The organism is Bacillus paranthracis, from assembly GCF_001883995.1.
GTDB classification, from domain to species: Bacteria; Bacillota; Bacilli; order Bacillales; family Bacillaceae_G; genus Bacillus_A; species Bacillus_A paranthracis.
The window spans coordinates 140,306-157,842 of the sequence record NZ_MACE01000018.1 but is presented as its reverse complement, the minus strand read 5'-3'; the positions used below and the strand labels follow the sequence as shown (position 1 = coordinate 157,842).

Sequence of the window (17,537 nt, the reverse complement as noted above, 5' to 3'; positions counted from 1 at the left end):
GATTTGAAATGGGAAAACTAGCATTTCTTTTTCCGGGCCAAGGTTCACAGGCAGTTGGAATGGGTAAACAGTTAGCAGAGAATAATAAAGAGGTTGCAAATGTATTTGCAAAAGCAGATGAGGTGTTGCAAGACTCACTTTCAGAAGTGATTTTTGAAGGGCCGCAGGAAAAGCTTACGTTAACAACAAATGCGCAACCTGCTTTATTAACAACGAGTTTTGCTATTTTGACAGCTTTAAAAGAGTATGATATTACACCAGACTTTGTCGCAGGGCATAGTTTAGGTGAGTATAGCGCTCTTGTAGCAGCAGGTGCATTAACTTTTGAGGATGCAGTATATGCTGTAAGGAAACGTGGGGAATATATGGAAGAAGCTGTTCCTGGCGGAGAAGGTGCAATGGCGGCTATTTTAGGTGCTGATCCACATATGCTGAAACAAGTTACAGAAGAAGTAACAAGTGAAGGGTATGCAGTACAAATTGCTAATATGAATAGTACGAAGCAAATTGTGATTTCTGGAACAAAGCAAGGAGTCGAGATTGCTTCTCAAAGAGCGAAAGAACATGGTGCAAAGAGAGCAATTCCGCTTAAAGTAAGTGGACCGTTCCACTCTGCGCTTATGAAGCCAGCGGCGGAGAAATTCCAAAGTGTCTTAAATGAAATTACAATTCAAGATACGAATATTCCGGTAATCGCAAATGTAACAGCAGACGTTATTACAAGTGGTGCACATATTCAAGAAAAGCTAATCGAGCAGCTCTATTCGCCTGTCTTATGGTATCCATCCATTGAATATATGGTGAGTCAAGGGGTAGATACATTTATTGAGATTGGACCTGGGAAAGTACTTGCTGGACTTATGAAGTCAATTGATTCATCAGTGAAAGCATACGCGATATACGATGAAGAGACATTACAAGATACCATTTCGAATTTGAGAGGAGAAAACTGATGTTAAAAGGGAAAGTAGCATTAGTAACGGGTGCTTCACGTGGAATTGGTCGCGCAATTGCGATTGATTTAGCAAAACAAGGGGCAAATGTTGTAGTAAATTATGCTGGTAACGAGCAAAAGGCAAATGAAGTAGTTGATGAAATAAAGAAATTAGGTTCGGATGCAATTGCAGTAAGAGCAGATGTTGCAAATGCTGAAGACGTTACAAATATGGTGAAACAAACTGTAGATGTATTTGGACAAGTTGATATTCTTGTAAATAATGCAGGTGTAACAAAAGATAATTTATTAATGCGTATGAAAGAAGAAGAATGGGATACAGTTATTAATACAAACCTAAAAGGTGTATTCTTATGTACAAAGGCAGTATCTCGATATATGATGCGTCAACGTCATGGACGTATTGTAAATATCGCTTCTGTTGTCGGAGTAACGGGAAACCCAGGACAAGCAAACTATGTTGCTGCTAAAGCAGGTGTAATCGGATTAACAAAAACATCAGCAAAAGAGTTAGCAAGCCGCAATATTACTGTAAATGCAATTGCTCCTGGATTTATTGCGACAGATATGACAGACGTATTAGATGAAAATATAAAAGCTGAAATGTTAAAATTAATTCCTGCAGCTCAGTTTGGTGAAGCGCAAGATATCGCAAATGCTGTAACGTTTTTTGCTTCTGATCAAAGCAAATATATTACAGGTCAAACGTTAAATGTTGATGGCGGTATGGTAATGTAATAAAAGAATCGATTTCAGCTAGTTTTTTTGGACAATATTTAATATAATATTTGAGGGGAGGTGAATGGAATGGCAGATGTTTTAGAGCGTGTAACAAAAATTATCGTTGATCGTTTAGGAGTAGAAGAAACAGAAGTAGTACCAGCTGCAAGCTTCAAGGAAGATTTAGGAGCAGACTCCCTAGATGTAGTAGAACTTGTAATGCAATTAGAAGACGAATTCGAAATGGAAATTTCTGATGAAGATGCTGAAAAGATTGCTACTGTTGGCGATGCTGTGACTTACATAGAGAGTCATCTATAATGCTTGAATGAAGTCCCGTTTTTTAGCGGGGCTTCTCGGCTTATATCTGGAGGGACCTATGCCGTACCGTAAATATAGAGAAAAAAAATACGAAACAAAATATCGTGAAGCGTTTAAAGTATTTCAAGAAAAAATAGGTATTACGTTTACAGATGAAAAATTATTGATTCAAGCATTTACGCATTCATCGTATGTGAATGAGCATCGAAAAAAACCGCATGAAGACAATGAGCGTCTCGAATTTCTTGGAGATGCAGTATTGGAACTTACTGTATCGCAGTATCTGTTTCAAAAATATCCGACAATGAGCGAAGGAGAGTTAACAAAACTACGTGCAGCTATTGTATGTGAACCATCTCTTGTTCGTTTTGCAAACGAGTTGTCATTTGGTAGCCTAGTTTTATTAGGAAAAGGTGAGGAAATGACAGGCGGACGTGAACGACCAGCTTTATTAGCGGATGTCTTTGAAGCGTTTATTGGTGCCCTTTATCTTGATCAAGGGTTAGAAACAGTATGGGGCTTCTTAAAAGAAATTGTATACCCTAAAATTAATGAAGGTGCTTTTTCTCATGTGATGGATTATAAGAGTCAATTACAAGAGTTGATTCAGCGTGATGGTAGTGGCAATATTGAGTATCAAATTTTGCAAGAAAAAGGACCGGCTCACAATCGAGAATTTGTGTCACGTGTTACGTTAAATAACGTGGCCTTAGGTCTTGGTAGTGGCAAGTCGAAAAAAGAAGCAGAGCAACAAGCTGCTGCAGAAGCGTTGAAAAAGTTAAAAGAACAACTATAAGGAATCCCCCTTTGAATGAGGGGGATTCCTTGTGCATAGAATGAAACTTTCCTTTCGTTTATAAATGTAAGGAAATGAAATCCGTATAATCGTTTGTTTTTGTATAAACAACATTTATAGCAACGGAGAATAGGAGGAAGGCCTTTCGTGTTTTTAAAAAGATTAGAAATAGCAGGATTTAAGTCTTTTGCTGAGCGTGTATCTGTCGATTTTGTCCCAGGTGTAACGTCTGTAGTAGGACCTAATGGAAGCGGGAAAAGTAATATTACTGATGCCATTCGTTGGGTACTTGGTGAACAATCGGCAAAATCATTACGTGGTGCAAAGATGGAAGATATTATTTTTGCAGGTAGTGATACGAGAAGAGCGGTTAATGTTGCTGAAGTAACATTAACTTTAAATAATGAAGATCAACGTTTACCGATTGAATATAATGAGGTGTGTGTAACGCGTCGTGTATCTCGTTCTGGTGATAGTGATTTTTATATTAATAAACAATCATGCAGGTTGAAAGATATTATCGATTTATTTATGGACTCTGGTATGGGAAGAGAAGCTTTTTCGATTATTAGCCAGGGGAAAGTTGAAGAAATTTTAAGTAGTAAATCAGAAGAACGTCGTGGTGTATTTGAAGAAGCGGCGGGAGTGCTGAAATACAAACTTCGTAAAAAGAAAGCTGAAGGTAAATTAGCAGACACACAAGAAAACTTAAATCGTGTACAAGATATAATTCACGAATTAAGTAGTCAAGTAGAACCTTTAGAAAGACAAGCTTCTATTGCAAAGGATTATCTCGAGAAAAAAGAAGAATTAGAGAAAGTAGAAGCGGCGCTTATTGTACATGAAATTGAAGAATTACATGAGAAATGGGAAGCGCTTCGAAATCAGTTTGGGCATAATAAAAACGAAGAAGCGAAAATGTCAACGCATTTACAAAAAGGTGAAGAAGAGCTAGAGGAATTACGAGGCCAATTACAAGCAGTAGATGAGTCTGTAGATTCCCTGCAAGAAGTACTTTTGCTTTCTAGTAAAGAACTAGAAAAGTTAGAAGGACAGCGTGAGCTATTAAAAGAGAGAAAGCAAAATGCAACGACGCATTGTGCACAACTCGAACAGTTAATTGTTGAATTAACAGAGAAAGCTACAAGTTATGATGGTGAAATTGAATCGAGTACAGAAGTATTGATGCAATTTGTAAATCATGTAAAAGAGTTGGAGACGAAATTGCATGATAATGAGCAATTACTTGCAACGTTTGCTGACAATTTAGAAGAGCAAATTGAGAATTTAAAAGGTGACTATATTGAACTTTTAAATCAACAAGCTAGTCATCGTAATGAGTTATCTATGATTGAAGAACAATCTAAACAACAAAACTCAAAAAATGAACGCCTTGATGAAGAAAATGCGAAATATGTAGAAATGCGTATGGAAATTACAGCGAAAAAGACAAAACTTGTGGAAAGTTATGAACAAGTAAAAGAAAAAGTAGCTGGAATCCTTTCGAATATACAAAAGACAGAAGCGGCACTTGGGAAATGCAAGGCGCAGTATAGTGAAAACGAAACAAAACTGTATCAAGCATATCAATTTGTACAACAGGCACGTTCTCGAAAAGAAATGCTAGAAGAGATGCAAGAGGACTACTCTGGTTTCTATCAAGGGGTACGTGAAGTATTGAAAGCTAGAGAAAATAGGTTGCAAGGTATTGAGGGTGCTGTTGCAGAACTGCTAACGGTACCGAAAGAATATGAAATTGCAATGGAAATTGCTCTAGGTGCAGCGATGCAGCATATAGTTGTACAAAAAGAAGAACATGCTCGTAATGCAATTGCGTTTTTAAAACAAAATAAACATGGACGAGCAACGTTTTTACCGCAAGCTGTTATTAAAGGTAGATCGTTATCATTTGAGCAATTACGTATTGTAAATCAGCACCCATCGTTTGTAGGTGTGGCAGCAGAACTCGTGCAATATAACAATAAATATGAAAATGTAGTTTCAAATTTATTAGGTACTGTTATTGTTGCAAAAGATTTACGCGGAGCGAATGAGTTGGCGAAACAATTGCAATACCGTTATCGCATTGTAACAATCGAAGGTGATGTAGTAAACCCTGGCGGTTCTATGACGGGTGGAGCGGTAAAACAGGCGAAATCATCTTTATTAGGACGTCAACGTGAACTAGAAGAGTGGACGAGTAAGTTAACTGATATGGAAGAAAAAACAACGAAGTTAGAAAACTTTGTTAAAGCAGTAAAACAAGAGATTCAAGAAAAAGAAGTGCAAATACGCGAACTAAGGCAAAGTGTAGAAGCAGAGCGTGTAGATGAACAGAAATTAAGAGAAGAAATTAGTCGCTTAGAATTAGAAGAACATCGTATTAATGATCGGTTATCTATTTACGATTTAGAGATTGAAGGGTTCTTGCAAGACCAAGTGAAAATGCAAGGCCGTAAAGAAGAGTTAGAAAAGATTTTAGCGACTCTTCAGGCAGAGATTACGGAATTAGATAGCAAAATCACAGCTTTAACAAAACAAAAAAGTGAGCAACATTCTTCGAAAGAAAAAGTTCAAAAAGAAATGACTGAGTTAAAAGTGTTAGCAGCTGAAAAGCAACAACGCTTATCTAATCAAAAAGAAAAAGTAGAACGATTGACGAAGGAAAAAGAAGAAACCGATGCAACGCTTGTCAAAACGAAAGAGGATTTAGCATTCTTAAAACAAGAAATGACATCGAATTCAAGTGGTGAAGAACAAATTACGAATATGATTGAGAAGAAAGCATATGATCGTAATCAAACTTCAGAGTTAATTCGCTCTCGTCGTGAACAACGTGTATCGTTACAAGAGAGAGTAGAACAGTTAGAGCGTAACCTGAAAGAAACAACAGGTAAACATAAATACATTCTTGAGATGTTGAAAGATCAAGAGGTAAAAATAAACCGACTTGATGTAGAGTTAGAAAATAGATTACAACATTTACGTGAAACATATACGATTTCATTTGAAGCGGCAAAACTGAAGTATACAATGGTGATGCCTGCTGAGGATGCACGTAAAAAGGTGAAACTAATTAAACTCTCCATCGAAGAGCTAGGTACAGTAAACTTAGGAGCAATTGATGAGTATGAGCGTGTGGCAGAGCGTCATACATTCTTACTAGAGCAAAAAGATGATCTAGAAGAAGCAAAAACGACATTGCACCAACTTATTACTGAAATGGATGAAGAAATGAAAAAACGCTTTTCTACTACGTTTGAAGGAATTCGAATGGAGTTTCAATCGGTGTTCTCTGAATTATTTGGAGGCGGTAGAGCGGATTTAGTTATGACGAATCCAGAGGACTTATTAAATACGGGTATTGATATCGTAGCGCAACCGCCAGGGAAGAAACTGCAAAACTTAGGTTTACTTTCAGGTGGAGAGCGTGCTTTAACGGCAATTGCGCTGCTATTTGGTATTTTAAAAGTACGCCCAGTCCCATTCTGTGTATTAGATGAGGTAGAGGCTGCTCTTGATGAGGCAAACGTTGCCCGTTTTGCTCAGTATTTAAAGAAATTTAGTGATGAGACACAGTTTATTGTAATTACACATAGAAAAGGTACAATGGAAGAGTCTGACGTATTGTACGGTGTAACAATGCAAGAGTCAGGGGTATCTAAACTTGTTTCGGTTCGTTTAGATGATGGAGAAGAACTAGTTGCAAGCAAATAGAAAGGATGGGACAGTATGAGCTTTTTTAAAAAACTAAAAGAAAAAATTTCAAAACAAACAGATACGGTAACAGAGAAGTTTAAACAAGGATTAGAAAAAACGAGAAATTCGTTTGCAGATAAAGTAAATGATTTAGTCTTTCGTTACCGTAAAGTAGATGAAGATTTCTTCGAAGAATTAGAAGAAATTTTAATCGGTGCAGATGTTGGCGTTTCGACAGTGATGGAATTAATCGACCAGCTGAAAGAAGAAGTGCAACGTCGTAATATTCAAGATCCAAAAGAAGTACAAGCTGTTATTTCGGAAAAATTAATAGAGATTTATAAAGGTGACAGTGATTTTACTAATGAAATTAATGAGCAAAAGGATGGATTGACAGTTGTTTTATTTGTTGGTGTGAATGGTGTAGGTAAAACGACAACAATTGGTAAGATGGCTCATAAGTTTAAATCAGAAGGTAAGTCTGTCTTATTAGCAGCAGGAGATACATTTCGTGCTGGAGCGATTGAACAATTAGAAGTATGGGGCGATCGCGTTGGGGTAGAAGTGATTAAACAAGGATCAGGGTCTGATCCAGCAGCGGTTATGTATGACGCTGTACAAGCTGCAAAAGCACGTAAAGTAGATGTATTACTATGTGATACAGCAGGACGTTTACAAAATAAAGTAAACTTAATGAAAGAGTTAGAGAAGGTAAAGCGTGTAATTGAGCGTGAAGTACCAGGAGCTCCTCATGAAGTATTACTTGTTATTGATGCAACAACAGGACAAAACGGTTTAAGTCAAGCGAAAACATTCCGTGAAGCAACGAATGTGACTGGTATTGTTTTAACGAAGTTAGATGGAACTGCTAAAGGTGGTATTGTATTAGCAATTCGTAACGAAATGGATGTACCGGTGAAATTCGTTGGATTAGGAGAGCAAATGGATGATCTGCAACAGTTCGATCCAGAACAATATGTATATGGTTTATTTGCGAACTTAGTAGAAACAGAAGAAGTATAAGTGAAAGAAGCGGTATTTTCCGCTTCTTTTTCTATAAAAATATGAGATGTTAAGAAAAAAACTTGACACTCTTTTGTACTCCATGTAAACTAATTCATGTAAAGGGAAATCACTTAACAAAGGATGATCCAACATGCTCGAAAAAACAACGAGAATGAACTATTTATTTGATTTTTATCAATCGTTGTTAACGCAAAAACAAAGAAGTTATATGTCGCTTTATTATCTAGATGATTTATCTCTTGGTGAAATTGCGGAAGAATTTGATGTAAGTCGCCAAGCCGTGTATGATAACATTAAACGGACTGAAGCGATGCTTGAAGAATATGAAGAAAAATTAGTATTACTTCAAAAGTTTCAAGAGCGACAGCGACTTGTTGCAAAGCTAAAACAGCTAATCAGCGAAGAAGAGCATGTGAATGAAGAAATGAAACAAGTTGTTGAAGCTATCGAAAAATTAGATTAGGAGGGCGGCAATATGGCATTTGAAGGATTAGCCGACCGACTTCAACAGACGATGCAAAAAATCCGCGGCAAAGGGAAAGTTTCTGAAGCCGATGTGAAAGAAATGATGAGAGAAGTTCGTCTAGCTCTTTTAGAAGCGGACGTTAACTTTAAAGTAGTAAAAGATTTTGTAAAGCGTGTATCTGAACGTGCTGTCGGACAAGATGTAATGAAAAGTTTGACACCTGGACAACAAGTAATTAAGGTTGTACAGGAAGAACTTACAGAACTTATGGGCGGAGAGCAAAGCAAAATTGCTGTTGCTAATAAGCCACCGACTGTTATTATGATGGTTGGTCTGCAAGGTGCAGGTAAAACAACGACGACAGGTAAGCTTGCGAATTTGCTTCGTAAAAAGCATAATCGTAAACCAATGCTTGTTGCGGCGGATATTTACCGTCCTGCAGCGATTAAACAGCTTGAAACATTAGGGAAGCAATTGGACATGCCTGTATTCTCTTTAGGAGATCAAGTAAGTCCTGTTGAAATTGCGAAACAAGCGATTGCAAAAGCGAAAGAAGATCATCATGATTATGTTTTAATTGATACAGCAGGTCGCCTGCATATTGATGAAGAACTAATGGATGAATTAGCGAAAGTGAAAGAAGTTGCGAAACCGGATGAAATTTTCCTTGTTGTCGATGCGATGACAGGACAAGACGCGGTTAATGTTGCACAAAGTTTCCATGAACAGCTAGGTTTAACAGGGGTTGTATTAACGAAGCTGGATGGTGATACGCGCGGTGGTGCGGCATTATCTATTAAAGCTGTTACAAATACGCCAATTAAATTTGCTGGTATGGGTGAAAAACTAGATGCACTTGAAGCGTTCCATCCAGAACGTATGGCATCCCGTATTTTAGGGATGGGAGACGTCTTAACGTTAATTGAAAAAGCGCAAGCTACAGTTGATGAAGAGAAAGCAAAAGAACTTGAGCAAAAAATGCGTACGCTTTCGTTTACACTTGACGATTTCCTAGAACAACTTGGACAAGTGCGTCAACTTGGACCGCTTGATGAATTGTTAGGAATGCTTCCTGGTGCAAATAAAATTAAAGGGCTGAAAAATGCACAAGTTGATGAAAAACAAATTGGGCATATTGAGGCAATTATTCGTTCTATGACTAAATTAGAGCGAGAACAACCGGAAATAATCAATGCTAGTCGCAAAAAACGCATTGCCAAAGGTAGCGGTACAACGGTACAAGAAATCAATCGTTTAATCAAGCAATTTGATGATATGAAAAAAATGATGAAAACGATGACTGGAATGCAAAAAGGTAAGAAAAAAGGACTAGGTGGATTGAAGTTTCCATTCATGTAAGGAAAAAAGATGGCTCTGTTAAGAAAAAATACTTTACAAAGCAATAGTCTTTTTGCTAATATAATTATCTGTGTGAAATAAATTCGGAGGTGCTTTATAAATGGCAGTTAAAATTCGTTTAAAACGTATGGGAGCTAAAAAAACTCCTTTCTATCGTGTAGTTGTTGCAGATTCTCGTTCTCCTCGTGACGGACGTTTCATTGAGGAAATCGGTACTTACAATCCGGTTGCTCAACCAGCTGAAGTTAAGATCAACGAAGAAGCAGCATTAAAATGGTTAGGAAATGGTGCTAAACCATCTGATACAGTTCGTAACTTATTCTCTAACCAAGGTATCATGGAGAAATTCCACTTATCTAAACAAGGTAAGTAATTGAGGCAATGACTATGAAGAAGTTAGTCGAGACGATTGTCAAGCCTCTTGTCGATTATCCTGAAGATGTAAAAGTTACACAGGAACTTTACAACGGAGAGATAAAGTATCGATTAACTGTACATCCTGAGGATGTTGGAAAAGTCATTGGAAAACAAGGGAAAGTTGCGAAAGCAATTCGAATGCTCTTGTATTCAGTGGGACATCACAATAGTGAAAAAGTAACACTGGAAATTCAATAAACGTAAAAAGGGCGAGGAGTTATTCCTCTCCCTTTTTTAACATTTAAAGAGAAGTTGCATGTTCCATATGTGAAATGGGGATGCTTAATTTATATAGAAACCAGGGGTGACATACTGTTTATGACAAAATGGTTTAACGTAGGAAAAATTGTAAATACTCATGGCGTAAAAGGAGAAATTCGTGTGGTTTCTCGTACGGATTTTCCAGAAGAGCGATATAAAGTAGGGAATACGTTATACATATCGAATGAAAAAGGTGGAGAGCCTTTCCCAGTAAAGATTACTTCTCATCGTCAACATAAAACATTTGATTTATTGACATTTGAAGGATATGGGAATGTAAATGAAGTAGAACAGTTTAAAGGTTCTCTTTTAAAAGTGCCTGAAGATCAATTAGGCGAACTAGCTGAAGGTGAATACTACTATCATGAAATTATTGGTTGCAACGTTGTAACGGAAGAAGGAGAAGTGCTAGGGACAATAAAAGAAGTTCTATCTCCTGGTGCAAATGATGTTTGGGTAATTAAACGTCCAAAAGGTCAAGATTTGTTAATTCCTTATATTGATGATGTTGTGCTTCAAGTTAACATTGAGAATAAATTAGTAACCATTCATGTAATGGAAGGGCTACTATAATGAAAATTGACATTTTAACTTTGTTTCCAGATATGTTTACAGGTGTGTTTGGATCTTCAATTTTAAAGAAAGCACAAGAAAAAGAAGCGGTAGAGCTTCGTGTTGTCAATTTCCGCGATTATACAACGAGTAAGCATAATAGTGTGGATGATTATCCGTATGGTGGCGGCGCTGGGATGGTGTTAACTCCTCAGCCTATTTTTGATGCTGTAGAAGATTTAACGAAAGAGACAGAGCGGAAGCCGCGAGTTGTCTTAATGTGTCCGCAAGGTGAAAGGTTTACTCAGAAGAAAGCGGAAGAGCTTGCAGAGGAAGAACATTTAATCTTTGTATGTGGGCATTATGAAGGATATGACGAACGAATTCGTGAACATCTCGTAACAGATGAGATTTCTATCGGTGACTATGTATTAACGGGTGGAGAGTTAGCCTCTATGGTTATAACTGATAGTGTCGTACGTCTCCTTCCAGGAGTACTAGGAAATCATGCTTCACAAGTCGAGGATTCGTTTAGTACAGGTTTATTAGAGCATCCTCATTATACACGTCCAGCTGATTTTCGTGGTATGAAAGTGCCAGATGTATTAATGTCGGGAAATCATAAAAATATTGATGAATGGCGACATAAAGAATCGTTGCGTCGTACGTACACGCGTAGACCGGATTTACTAGAAGAACGAGAATTGTCTAAGCAAGAAAAGAAGTGGCTAGAACAGATTAAAGAAGGCAAATAAGTGCTTGATATATTTTCTATTGCAACAGCCTTAGCAATATGCTATTATAACACTTGTGCTGCTGAAATCAGTAGCCGTATTAACGATGTTCCGCTGTAATTTATTTAGACTTTATAAGAGCATCTGTTTAAAGGAGAGAATTTAATATGCAACAATTAATCGCAGAAATTACAAAAGGCCAATTAAAAACTGACCTTCCTTCATTCCGTCCTGGAGACACTTTACGTGTACACGTAAAAGTAGTTGAGGGAACTCGTGAAAGAATTCAGCTTTTCGAAGGTGTTGTAATTAAACGTCGTGGTGGCGGAATCAGTGAAACATTCACAGTTCGTAAGATTTCTTACGGTGTAGGTGTAGAGCGTACATTCCCAGTTCACACGCCAAGAATCGCGAAAATCGAAGTACTTCGCCGTGGTAAAGTACGTCGTGCTAAGTTATACTACTTACGTAACCTTCGCGGTAAAAAAGCACGTATTAAAGAAATTCGATAAGACATGTATGGGAGCTTGTAAATGCACAAGCTCCCTTTTTCCAATCTATATAAAATTTTGATATAATACGATCAGCTTACATAATCGTGGAGGGGAAAAGCATGAAGAAAGAAAAGAGTTCACTTTGGGAATGGATCAAGGCAATTTTGATAGCTGTTGTATTAGCAGGTGTTATTAGACAGTTTTTCTTTGCGCCAATTCTCGTAGATGGAGTATCGATGGCGTCTACATTACATGATCGCGATCGAATGATTGTTAATAAAATTGGTTATCACATAGGAGATCCGAAACGATTTGATATTATTGTATTCCGAGCAACGGAAGATAAAGATTATATTAAGCGTATTATCGGCCTGCCAGGCGATGAAATAGAGTATCGTAATGATAAACTATATGTTAACGGAAAGGCTTATGAGGAGCCGTATTTAGACAAGCAGAAAAAACAAATTGCTGACGGACCGCTTACATATGATTTCACTCTTGAAGAAATGACAGGAAAGAAAACTGTTCCAGAAGGTCAATTATTTGTTTTAGGCGATAATCGTCGTTTTAGTAAAGATAGCCGTTCGATTGGTACAATTTCAATGGACCAAGTGATTGGAAAGGCAAATATACTATATTGGCCGTTAAAAGATGCTCGTATTGTGAAATAAAAGAAAAAGAAGGTGGCAACATGGTAATTCAATGGTTCCCGGGACATATGGCAAAGGCTAGACGCCAAGTAACAGAAAAATTAAAGTTAATTGATGTTGTAATTGAGCTTGTAGATGCTCGATTACCCTTATCTTCTCGAAATCCGATGATCGATGAGATTATTACACATAAACCGAGGCTTGTTGTTTTAAATAAAGCGGATATGGCAGATGATCGTTTAACAAAGCAATGGATCGCATATTTTAAAGAAAAAGGCCATATGGCAATTTCAATTAACGCACAGGCTGGACAAGGTATGAAGGAAATTGCAGCGGCTTGTAAAGTGTTAGTGAAAGAGAAATTTGATAAAATGGTTGCAAAAGGTATTAGACCGAGAGCGATTCGTGCATTAATTGTGGGGATACCGAATGTTGGTAAATCTACGTTGATTAATAAGTTAGCGAAGAAAAATATTGCTAAAACAGGAGATCGTCCTGGTGTGACAACAGCTCAGCAATGGATTAAAGTTGGGAAGGAAATGGAATTACTTGATACACCAGGTATACTATGGCCTAAATTTGAGGACCAATTAGTTGGATTACGTCTAGCTACGACTGGTGCAATTAAAGATTCTATTTTAAATCTACAAGACGTAGCTGTTTATGCGCTACGTTTTATGGAGAAACATTACCCAGAGCGATTAAAAGAGCGCTATAATTTAAATGACATTCCAGAAGATATCGTGGAGTTATTTGATGCGATTGGAAAAAATAGAGGCTGTTTAATGGGCGGCGGAATGATTGATTATGATAAAACATCTGAACTTGTACTTCGTGAGCTTCGTGGTGGCAAACTTGGAAAAATGACGTTTGAAACACCAGAAGAGTTTGCAGAGCAGACAGAAGATGCAGAAAAAGTAGAAGAAGTATAAGACGTGCGTTTGTACGTCTTTTCTTTTTTGTATATAAAGGGAGTGGCATGAATGCAAAAAGTGACGATTCAAGAGGCGGAACATTTACTACAAGAAATTATGAGTGAAGAGGACGACCGCTTTCAGATATTAATGAAAGATGAGCGAAAAGGGGTACAAAAGCTCATTTCGAAGTGGTATAAACAAAAAGAGTTAGCACAAAAGGAAAAAGAAAAATTTCTAGAAATGTCTAAATATGAAAATGCATTACGTGAAAAAGGTCTCACATATATCGCAGGTATAGATGAAGTAGGTCGTGGACCGTTAGCTGGGCCTGTTGTGACGGCAGCTGTCGTTCTTCCTAAGGATTTTTATATTCCGGGGTTAAATGACTCGAAAAAGTTGAGTGAAGCGAAACGTGAGCGTTTTTATGATGAAATTAAAGCGCAAGCAATTGCAATTGGAGTTGGAATTGTATCACCGCAAGTTATTGATGAAATAAATATTTATCAAGCGACGAAACAAGCGATGTTAGATGCTGTTGCGAATTTATCTTGTACACCACAATATTTATTAATTGATGCGATGAAACTCCCTACACCAATTCCGCAAACATCTATTATTAAAGGTGATGCAAAAAGTATTTCTATTTCAGCTGCATCCATTATTGCGAAAGTAACGAGAGATCGTATGATGAAAGAGCTTGGAGAAAAGTATCCTGCATATGGATTTGAACAACATATGGGATATGGCACAAAACAACATTTAGAAGCGATTGAAGCGCATGGCATATTAGAAGAACATCGAAAATCGTTTGCGCCAATTAAAGATATGATTCAAAAATAAGCTGCGAAAACGCAGCTTATTTTGTATTTTGACATATAAACATTACTATTTTCCAAAAAGAATAAAGCGATTTCAGTTTTCTGACACTTTATTGTAGACAGCGTGCCAATCATCTTATACAATGGCAATGTAATGTTTTTTAAACATTAAAAAACTTTTCGAGTAAAACAGGAAAACAGGGGAGGATGGGACCATGAATATCCATGAGTACCAAGGTAAGGCAGTCCTTAGAAGCTATGGGGTTAGCGTTCCGAACGGGAAGGTTGCATTTACAGTAGAAGAAGCTGTAGAAGCGGCGAAAGAATTAGGAACGGATGTATGTGTAGTGAAAGCACAAATTCACGCTGGTGGACGCGGCAAAGCTGGCGGAGTAAAAGTTGCAAAAAATTTAGATGAAGTTCGTACATATGCAGAGAGCATTTTAGGAACTACACTTGTGACACATCAAACAGGTCCTGAAGGTAAGGAAGTAAAACGCTTACTTATCGAAGAAGGTTGCGATATTAAAAAAGAATATTATGTAGGTCTTGTTTTAGACCGTGCAACTTCTCAAGTTGTTTTAATGGCTTCTGAAGAAGGCGGAACAGAAATTGAAGAAGTAGCAGAAAAAACACCTGAAAAAATCTTTAAAGAATATATTGATCCAGCAGTAGGCTTACAAGGCTTCCAAGCACGCCGAATTGCATTTAACATCAATATTCCAAAAGAGCTTGTAGGACAAGCTGTGAAGTTTATGATGGGCTTATACCGTGCTTTTATCGAAAAAGATTGCTCTATCGCAGAGATTAACCCACTTGTTACAACAGGTGATGGTAAAGTTATGGCATTAGATGCGAAATTAAACTTTGATTCTAATGCTTTATATCGCCATAAGGATATTTTAGAACTTCGTGACCTTGATGAAGAAGATGCAAAAGAAATCGAAGCTTCTAAATATGACTTAAACTACATTCCTTTAGATGGAAATATCGGTTGTATGGTTAATGGTGCAGGTTTAGCGATGGCTACTATGGATATCATTAAACATTACCATGGCGATCCAGCTAACTTTTTAGATGTTGGTGGCGGTGCGACAGCTGAAAAGGTTACAGAAGCATTCAAAATTATCCTTTCTGACAAAAATGTAAAAGGTATCTTCGTTAACATTTTTGGTGGCATTATGAAGTGTGATGTTATTGCAGAAGGTGTTATTGAAGCAACGAAACAAGTAGGTCTTGAATTGCCTTTAGTTGTACGTCTTGAAGGTACAAACGTAGAGTTAGGTAAGAAAATTTTAAATGAGTCTGGCTTAAATATTGTTGCAGCAGAATCTATGGCAGACGGTGCACAAAAAATTGTTTCACTAGTGGGCTAATAGAAAGCGGGGGAGAAAAATGAGCGTATTAGTTAATAAAGATACAAAAGTTATTGTTCAAGGTATTACAGGTTCTCAAGGGTTATTCCACACAAAGCAAATGATAGAATACGGTACGAAAATTGTCGGTGGTGTAACGCCAGGTAAAGGTGGCACTGATATTGAAGGTGTACCAGTATTTGATACTGTAGAAGATGCAGTGAAAGCAACAGGCGCAAACGCTTCAGTTGTATACGTTCCACCCGCTTTTGCGGCTGATGCAATTATGGAAGCAGTTGATGCAGAAATTGATTTAGTAGTATGTATTACTGAAGGAATTCCTGTATTAGATATGGTAAATGTAAAGAGATATATGGCTGGTAAACATACACGTTTACTTGGACCGAACTGCCCAGGTGTTATCACACCTGATGAATGTAAAATTGGTATTATGCCAGGGTACATTCATAAAAAAGGTCATGTAGGTATCGTATCTCGCTCTGGTACATTAACGTATGAGGCTGTACATCAGTTAACACAAGAAGGTATTGGTCAATCTACGGCTGTAGGTATCGGCGGAGACCCTGTTAACGGTACAGACTTTATTGATGCGTTAAAAGCATTTAATGAAGATGAAGAAACACATGCTGTAATTATGATTGGTGAAATCGGTGGTACAGCGGAAGAAGAGGCAGCTGAATGGGTGAAAGCTAATATGACAAAACCGGTTGTAGGCTTCATTGGCGGCCAAACAGCGCCTGCTGGCAAACGTATGGGTCATGCTGGTGCAATCATTTCTGGCGGTAAAGGAACTGCTGCAGAAAAGATTAAAACGATGGAAGCTTGTGGTATTAAAGTAGCGGAAACTCCAGCAGTTATGGGTGAAACGCTAATCTCTGTCTTAAAAGAAAAAGGTCTATTTGAGACTTGTAAAAACTACTAATCTGTTGAAAGACACCTTCTTGCTTGAAGGTGTCTTTTTACAAACTTCTTGTTAACATAATAAAAATTATGGGTAAGGAGAATTAGGATGAAAAGAGAACGATTATTACATCTTCATTACTTGTTAGCAGACCATTGGAAGGCGATAGAGAGGCTATTACATGTCGATCCAGAATTGAAGGAAATATACAATTTTAATGCAAAACAAATTGAATGTTACACTGGAATATCCTCGAAAAAATCTTCAGAATTAGTAAATTTTCTTCAAAGTTCAAATCTCCCACAATATATATCTTATTTAGAGAAAAATCGATTCTTTTATATGACAATATGGGATGAAGATTATCCAAAATTATTACGTGAAATACAAGATCCTCCCTTTGTATTATATGGAAAAGGAGAAAAAGATTTTCTCAATAAAGTGAATAAATTAGCGGTTGTTGGAACGAGAGAACCGACTTTATATGGATATGAAAGTTTGAAATTTATTTTACATCCATTATTAGAAAAAGAATGGCTTATTGTCAGTGGATTTGCAAGAGGGATAGATGCGATGTCTCATGAAATTACAGTAAGACGGCATTGCCCAACAATTGCGATACTAGGACATGGATTATCGTATATATATCCAAGAGAGAATCGATATTTATATGAAGTGTGGAATGAATATATATTGTTATTAACAGAGTATCCTCCGCACTACGCACCGAAAAAATGGTATTTTCCAAAAAGGAATCGAATTATTAGTGGCATAAGTAAAGGTGTTTTAGTTGTAGAAGCGAAATCAAGAAGTGGAACACTTATTACCGCAGACCTTGCTCTAGAGCAAAATAGAGAGGTATTTGCACTGCCTGGACCTATATTTATAGATAGTGCATCAGGAACAAATCATCTCATTCAACAAGGAGCGAAACTAGTAAGAAATGCAGAAGATATACTGGAAGAGATTTTAAATTAACCTTATATTTTTATGTTTTTATTAAACAATTATTGACAAATGGTAGATAGGCACTGTATGGTATATTCATTCTTGATTGACAAAAACAAGAGAAATC

Annotated in this window: 19 protein-coding genes; all 19 read left to right on the top strand. The window is 37.2% G+C overall.

The features are described from left to right. Nucleotides 1-8: 8 nt before the first annotated feature. The 19 genes from fabD (at nt 9) to dprA (ending at nt 17,440) form a co-directional block, all read left to right on the top strand. Nucleotides 9-953 carry an ACP S-malonyltransferase gene (gene fabD, locus BAQ46_RS06860; protein ID WP_000516951.1) on the top strand — a complete coding sequence of 315 codons (945 nt, stop codon included), beginning with the start codon at nt 9-11 and terminating at the stop codon, nt 951-953. Further along, entirely contained in the window at nt 953-1,693 is a 741-nt protein-coding gene (fabG, locus tag BAQ46_RS06855) for a 3-oxoacyl-[acyl-carrier-protein] reductase (protein WP_000911784.1), read from the top strand. Before fabD ends, fabG begins: the two co-directional genes overlap by 1 nt. A 69-nt stretch (nt 1,694-1,762) precedes the next feature. After that, a complete protein-coding gene (gene acpP, locus BAQ46_RS06850; RefSeq protein ID WP_000786062.1) occupies nt 1,763-1,996 on the top strand; it encodes an acyl carrier protein in 234 nt (77 codons plus the stop codon). Nucleotides 1,997-2,054: 58 nt separating this feature from the next. Continuing rightward, nucleotides 2,055-2,792: a ribonuclease III gene (gene rncS, locus BAQ46_RS06845; protein WP_001146876.1), complete on the top strand. Its 738-nt coding sequence runs from the start codon at nt 2,055-2,057 to the stop codon at nt 2,790-2,792. Nucleotides 2,793-2,939: 147 nt separating this feature from the next. Then, nucleotides 2,940-6,509, top strand: a complete 3,570-nt coding sequence (smc, locus tag BAQ46_RS06840) for a chromosome segregation protein SMC (RefSeq protein ID WP_000479000.1) — start codon at nt 2,940-2,942, stop codon at nt 6,507-6,509. 15 nt (nt 6,510-6,524) lie between these two features. Next, a complete protein-coding gene (ftsY, locus tag BAQ46_RS06835) occupies nt 6,525-7,514 on the top strand; it encodes a signal recognition particle-docking protein FtsY (protein WP_000007646.1) in 990 nt (329 codons plus the stop codon). A 133-nt stretch (nt 7,515-7,647) separates the two neighbouring features. Next, complete coding sequence (locus tag BAQ46_RS06830; RefSeq protein ID WP_000891062.1) at nt 7,648-7,980, top strand: putative DNA-binding protein; 333 nt, start codon at nt 7,648-7,650, stop codon at nt 7,978-7,980. Nucleotides 7,981-7,992: 12 nt separating this feature from the next. Continuing rightward, nucleotides 7,993-9,342, top strand: a complete 1,350-nt coding sequence (ffh, locus tag BAQ46_RS06825; protein ID WP_000863461.1) for a signal recognition particle protein — start codon at nt 7,993-7,995, stop codon at nt 9,340-9,342. Between the two features lie 100 nt (nt 9,343-9,442). Then, nucleotides 9,443-9,715 carry a 30S ribosomal protein S16 gene (gene rpsP / locus BAQ46_RS06820; protein WP_000268750.1) on the top strand — a complete coding sequence of 91 codons (273 nt, stop codon included), beginning with the start codon at nt 9,443-9,445 and terminating at the stop codon, nt 9,713-9,715. A gap of 14 nt (nt 9,716-9,729) precedes the next feature. Beyond that, a complete protein-coding gene (locus BAQ46_RS06815; protein ID WP_000737403.1) occupies nt 9,730-9,957 on the top strand; it encodes a KH domain-containing protein in 228 nt (75 codons plus the stop codon). Nucleotides 9,958-10,077: 120 nt separating this feature from the next. Continuing rightward, nucleotides 10,078-10,593: a ribosome maturation factor RimM gene (rimM, locus tag BAQ46_RS06810; RefSeq protein ID WP_044791576.1), complete on the top strand. Its 516-nt coding sequence runs from the start codon at nt 10,078-10,080 to the stop codon at nt 10,591-10,593. Further along, entirely contained in the window at nt 10,593-11,327 is a 735-nt protein-coding gene (gene trmD / locus BAQ46_RS06805; protein WP_000686892.1) for a tRNA (guanosine(37)-N1)-methyltransferase TrmD, read from the top strand. Before rimM ends, trmD begins: the two co-directional genes overlap by 1 nt. 146 nt (nt 11,328-11,473) lie before the next feature. Next, complete coding sequence (gene rplS, locus BAQ46_RS06800; RefSeq protein WP_001186516.1) at nt 11,474-11,818, top strand: 50S ribosomal protein L19; 345 nt, start codon at nt 11,474-11,476, stop codon at nt 11,816-11,818. 101 nt (nt 11,819-11,919) lie between these two features. Beyond that, nucleotides 11,920-12,471 carry a signal peptidase I gene (gene lepB, locus BAQ46_RS06795; RefSeq protein WP_000711857.1) on the top strand — a complete coding sequence of 184 codons (552 nt, stop codon included), beginning with the start codon at nt 11,920-11,922 and terminating at the stop codon, nt 12,469-12,471. 20 nt (nt 12,472-12,491) lie between these two features. Continuing rightward, a complete protein-coding gene (gene ylqF / locus BAQ46_RS06790) occupies nt 12,492-13,382 on the top strand; it encodes a ribosome biogenesis GTPase YlqF (protein ID WP_000236700.1) in 891 nt (296 codons plus the stop codon). 51 nt (nt 13,383-13,433) lie between these two features. Then, nucleotides 13,434-14,207: a ribonuclease HII gene (gene rnhB, locus BAQ46_RS06785; protein ID WP_001174725.1), complete on the top strand. Its 774-nt coding sequence runs from the start codon at nt 13,434-13,436 to the stop codon at nt 14,205-14,207. A gap of 193 nt (nt 14,208-14,400) precedes the next feature. Then, nucleotides 14,401-15,561 carry an ADP-forming succinate--CoA ligase subunit beta gene (sucC, locus tag BAQ46_RS06780; protein WP_001020785.1) on the top strand — a complete coding sequence of 387 codons (1,161 nt, stop codon included), beginning with the start codon at nt 14,401-14,403 and terminating at the stop codon, nt 15,559-15,561. A 19-nt stretch (nt 15,562-15,580) separates the two neighbouring features. Then, nucleotides 15,581-16,483: a succinate--CoA ligase subunit alpha gene (gene sucD, locus BAQ46_RS06775; protein WP_000115178.1), complete on the top strand. Its 903-nt coding sequence runs from the start codon at nt 15,581-15,583 to the stop codon at nt 16,481-16,483. 87 nt (nt 16,484-16,570) lie between these two features. Next, nucleotides 16,571-17,440 (top strand): DNA-processing protein DprA, encoded by an 870-nt coding sequence (gene dprA / locus BAQ46_RS06770; RefSeq protein WP_061131599.1) that lies wholly within the window; start codon nt 16,571-16,573, stop codon nt 17,438-17,440. The last annotated feature ends 97 nt before the right edge of the window (nt 17,441-17,537 follow it).